The organism is Tardiphaga sp., from assembly GCF_044340795.1.
GTDB lineage: Bacteria > Pseudomonadota > Alphaproteobacteria > Rhizobiales > Xanthobacteraceae > Tardiphaga.
Genome location: NZ_JBIISY010000367.1, coordinates 1 through 4300, shown reverse-complemented (window position 1 = coordinate 4300; position 4300 = coordinate 1). Strand labels below are relative to the sequence as shown.

The 4300-nt window shown below is 64.8% G+C and carries 4 protein-coding genes; 2 read left to right on the top strand and 2 right to left on the bottom strand.

All coding sequences use genetic code 11. The features are described 5' to 3' along the window. Positions 1–198: 198 nt before the first annotated feature. Positions 199–1206, bottom strand: a complete 1008-nt coding sequence (locus tag ACIQ17_RS31425) for a class 1 fructose-bisphosphatase (RefSeq protein ID WP_398473428.1) — start codon at positions 1204–1206, stop codon at positions 199–201. A 156-nt stretch (positions 1207–1362) separates the two neighbouring features. Here ACIQ17_RS31425 and ACIQ17_RS31420 point away from each other — a divergent pair, with 156 nt between their 5' ends. After that, the gene (locus tag ACIQ17_RS31420) at positions 1363–2028 is read left to right on the top strand and encodes a heme oxygenase (biliverdin-producing) (RefSeq protein WP_398473426.1); all 666 of its coding nucleotides are present in this window, start codon (positions 1363–1365) and stop codon (positions 2026–2028) included. A 95-nt stretch (positions 2029–2123) separates the two neighbouring features. On the opposite strand, the gene hemF is transcribed toward ACIQ17_RS31420, so the two are convergent. Continuing rightward, the gene (hemF, locus tag ACIQ17_RS31415; RefSeq protein ID WP_398473425.1) at positions 2124–3005 is read right to left on the bottom strand and encodes an oxygen-dependent coproporphyrinogen oxidase; all 882 of its coding nucleotides are present in this window, start codon (positions 3003–3005) and stop codon (positions 2124–2126) included. Between the two features lie 192 nt (positions 3006–3197). Here hemF and hemE point away from each other — a divergent pair, with 192 nt between their 5' ends. Next, complete coding sequence (hemE, locus tag ACIQ17_RS31410) at positions 3198–4241, top strand: uroporphyrinogen decarboxylase (protein WP_398473424.1); 1044 nt, start codon at positions 3198–3200, stop codon at positions 4239–4241. Positions 4242–4300 lie beyond the last annotated feature (59 nt).

Below are 4300 nucleotides of genomic sequence, written 5' to 3'. Positions count from 1 at the left end.
ATAGGCTGCGAGATGGCATCGCTCAACCGCTTTCCGGGCCCCTGCGCTTAGAAGCCCTGTAGCTTTGAATCGCTCGAAACATGAACCCGTAGGGCGGATGAGGCGAAGCCGTCATCCGCCGCGGAGGTTCAACTTTGAACTCGGCCGGCGGATTACGCTGCGCTCATCCGCCCTACCATCTTGCGAAGTGTAGTTGCGTTACTCTGCCGCCTGCACAACCACCCCATCCGCATCGCGATGCAGCGCTTCGATGCAAGCGACTTCGTTTGTCGAGCCCATGATCAGCGGGATGCGCTGGTGGATCGCGGTGGGCGCCACATCGAGAATGCGCTGACGGCCTGTCGTTGCCGCACCGCCGGCCTGCTCGACGATGAAGGCCATCGGATGCGCTTCATAGACGAGACGCAGGCGACCATCGCTGTAGCCTGCGCGCGCGTCGCCGGGATAGAGGAACACGCCGCCACGCACCAGGATGCGATAGACTTCGGCGACCAGCGCCGCGATCCAGCGCATGTTGAAATTCTTCGCCTTCACGCCGTCTTTGCCCGCAAGGCACTGATCGACGAAATCGCGCACCGGCGATTCCCAGTGACGATGGTTCGAGGCGTTGATGGCATATTCGGCGCAGTCGGCTGCGATCTGCACATTAGCGCGGATGCGCTGATACGAGCGCGTGGCGCGGTCCAGCGTAAAAATGTGAACGCCGTCGCCCAGCGTCAGCACCAGCGAGGTCTGTGGGCCATAGACCACGAAACCGGCCGCGATCTGCACATGGCCGGGTGACGTGAACGGCGTCTGCCCCGCGACGGATGGCACGATGGAGAAGATCGTGCCGACGGTCATGTTGGTCTCGATATTCGACGAGCCGTCGAGCGGATCATAGGCGATGTCGATGAGCCCACCGCCGTCGCGGACATCCGCGGTCTCGGCTTCTTCCGATGCCAGCGCGCCCCATGCGACATCCTTCAGCGCGGCGCGGATCATGTCGTCGGCGCGGACGTCGAGATCCTTCTGCACGTCGCCATCGGCATTCTCGCTGCCCTGCGCGGCGCCGGTGATGCCAGCGAGCGCGCCGCGGCTGATCAATTCCGATATCTCGATGGATGCCTTTGCGATGGCATCGACCGCAGCCGCGGTGGCCTGACGGAGCGGGTCCGTGCCGGCGAAGGTGGCGGTGTGGCGGAACAGGTCGAGCGGGGCGGTCATTATGTCTCCGGGAGGGCGGGATCTGGCCGTGTTTCTGGCACGCCGGGGCGCGCCACGACAAGGCTGGAACCGCTCTAACCCACGGAAACTTGTGACATTTCCCGCAGCTGCTATGGTGCCGGCCGCAATTTGCAGACATCCGTACCGGAGAATTCGATGACGACGCCCCAGCCCACCGCGCCAGCCAGCGTCGTGACCGACCTCTATCTCTCCACCAAGACCCTGCATACCGAGGCGGAGCGTTCGGGCATCATCCGCGACATGCTGCGCGGCGAGGCCAGCCGTGAGGGCTACATCCTGCTGCAGCGGAATTTGCTGCCGGCCTATCAGGCACTCGAGGCCGGGCTGGAAAGCCATCGCGACAATCCCCTGCTCGCCACCCTCGCCGCCTATCGGCTCGACCGCGCCTCGGCGCTGAAGGCCGATCTCGAAGCGCTCTGTGGTGGCGACTTTGCGCAGGTGCCCGTGCTTCCTGAAGGTGCCGCTTATGCGGATCGCATCGAGCAGGCCGCGAAGGGCGATGGCGAATTGCTGATCGCCCACGCCTATACGCGCTATCTCGGCGATCTCTCCGGCGGCCAGATCCTGAAGAAGCTGCTCGCGAAGAAGCCGGGCCTCACGCCGAACGAGCTGACCTTCTACGACTTCCCCGCTTATGCCGATCTCGCGGCGTTGAAGAATGACTATCGCAACGCATTGGACGAGGCCGGCAAGCGCGCGACGCAGCCGCAGGCGATCGTCGATGAAGGCTCGGTGGCGTTTCAACTCAACACCGATATTTCGTGGGCGGTGCAGAGCGCGATTGAAGGGGCGAAGGTTTAAGCCTGTAGGGTGGGCAAAGGCGCTTTTGCGCCGTGCCCACCTTCAAGTGCACGGCTGGTGAAGGTGGGCACGCTGCGCTTTGCCCACCCTACAGATTACCTCCAGCTCACCATCGGCGGCATCGAGCTCAAAATCGTCTCGGTGTTGCCGCCGGTTTGCAGGCCGAACATCGTGCCCTTGTCGTAGAGCAGGTTGAACTCGACATAGAGCCCGCGCGTTTCCAGCTGCTGGGCGCGCTCTTCATCCGTCCAGGCTTCCTGCATGCGCGCGCGGACGATGCGCGGATAGACGCTCAGGAACGCCTCGCCGACATCGCGGGTGAAGGCAAAATCCCTGTCGAAATCATTGCTCAGCTGATCGTAGAAAATCCCGCCCACACCGCGCGCGACGCCGCGATGGGGCAGGAAGAAGTAGTCATCGGCCCAGGCCTTGAACTTTGTGTAGTAGCCGGGATCATGGGCATCGCAGGCCGCCTGCATGGCCTTGTGAAACGTGACCGTGTCCGGCGCATCGTCGCGGCGCTGGTCGGGCAGCATCGGCGTGAGATCCGCACCACCGCCGAACCAGCCGACCGAGGTGGCGAGGAAGCGCGTGTTCATATGCACCGTGGGCACGCGCGGCGAGCGCGGATGCATGATCAGGCTGATGCTGGTGGAGACGTAATCGAGCTGGCTGCCCCCGCCCGGCATCGCGCGCGCCATTTCCGGCGACAGCTTTCCATTGGCCGACGACGTATGGATGCCGATCTTCTCGAACAGGCGCCCGCCGGAGAGAAAACCGCCAACCCCGCCGCCGCTGCCGGTCTTGCGCGTCCACGGCCGGAAATCGAACCGCGCCGGCGCGCCCGGGAACAGTGCATCCGGCGCCTCGCGCTCGAGCAACTCGATTTCGGTGCAGATGCGATCGCGCAAGGATTCGAACCACGCGCGCGCCGCGGCGCGCTGCTGTTCGATGGCGGGTGGGATGTCTGCTGTCATATCTGACGTGATGGGCTTCTTGGGACATGGGATCGTGAGGTGCATGCGCGTTATATGCGGCTTTGGCCCGTGATGACACCTTGCGATATGTCAAGAATGCGGGAAGCCCCCGGCCCGCGCCTCGCCAAGCCGGATGCGGGCGTGTATCAGGAGCCGTAGACTGCTCGCCTCAACCAGTTGCGGAACACGCCCTTGAATTCGCTCCCTGCAAAACCTTTTCTCGATGTCCTCAACGGCCAGCGCCAGACCACGCCGCCGCTGTGGATGATGCGGCAGGCCGGGCGCTACCTGCCGGAATATCGCAAGGTGCGCGAAACCGCCGGCGGCTTCCTCGATCTCTGCTTCAATCCGGAATTCGCCACCGAAGTGACGCTGCAGCCGATCCGGCGTTTCGGCTTCGACGCTGCGATTATCTTCTCGGACATTCTGGTGATCCCCTATGCGCTCGGCCGCAGCGTGCGCTTCGAGGCCGGCGAAGGGCCGCGGCTCGATCCGCTCGACACGCCGGATCAGGTGGCGACGCTGGCGCGCGAGGCGGATTTCACAAAACTCGATCCGGTGTTCGAGGCGCTGCGCCGCGTGCGCGCGGCGCTCGATCCCAAGGTGACGCTGATCGGCTTCTGCGGCGCGCCGTGGACGGTGGCGACCTATATGGTGGCCGGGCGCGGCACGCCCGATCAGGGCCCGGCGCGAATGATGGCCTATCGGCATCCCGACGCCTTCAGCGCCATCATCGACGTCATCGTCGAGAACTCGATCCAGTATCTGCTGCGCCAGCTGGAAGCCGGCGCCGAGGTGCTGCAGATCTTCGATACCTGGGCCGGCGTGCTGCCCGCTGCGGAATTCCAGCGCTGGTCGGTGGAGCCGACAAAGCGCATCGTGGCCGGTGTGCGCGCAAAAGTGCCGGATGCCAAGATCATCGGCTTTCCGCGCGGCGCCGGCGCGCTGCTGCCGTCCTATGTCGCGGCGACCGGCGTCGATGCGGTGAGCATCGACTGGGCTGCGGAGCCCGGCTTCGTGCGCGAGCATGTGCAGAGCCGCGTCGCCGTGCAGGGCAATCTCGATCCGCTGGTGCTGATCGCCGGCGGCACAGCGCTCGACCGCGCGGTGGATGACGTGCTGGCGAATTATGCGGGCGGGCGTTTCATCTTCAATCTCGGCCACGGCATCCAGCCGGAAACCCCGGTGGCCCATGTGGAGCAGATGGTGAAGCGCGTGCGGGATTGGCGGGGGTAGCTCCCTCTTCTCCCTCCCCCACGCAGCGCAGCTGCGCAGCGGGGAGGGTGGATCAAAGC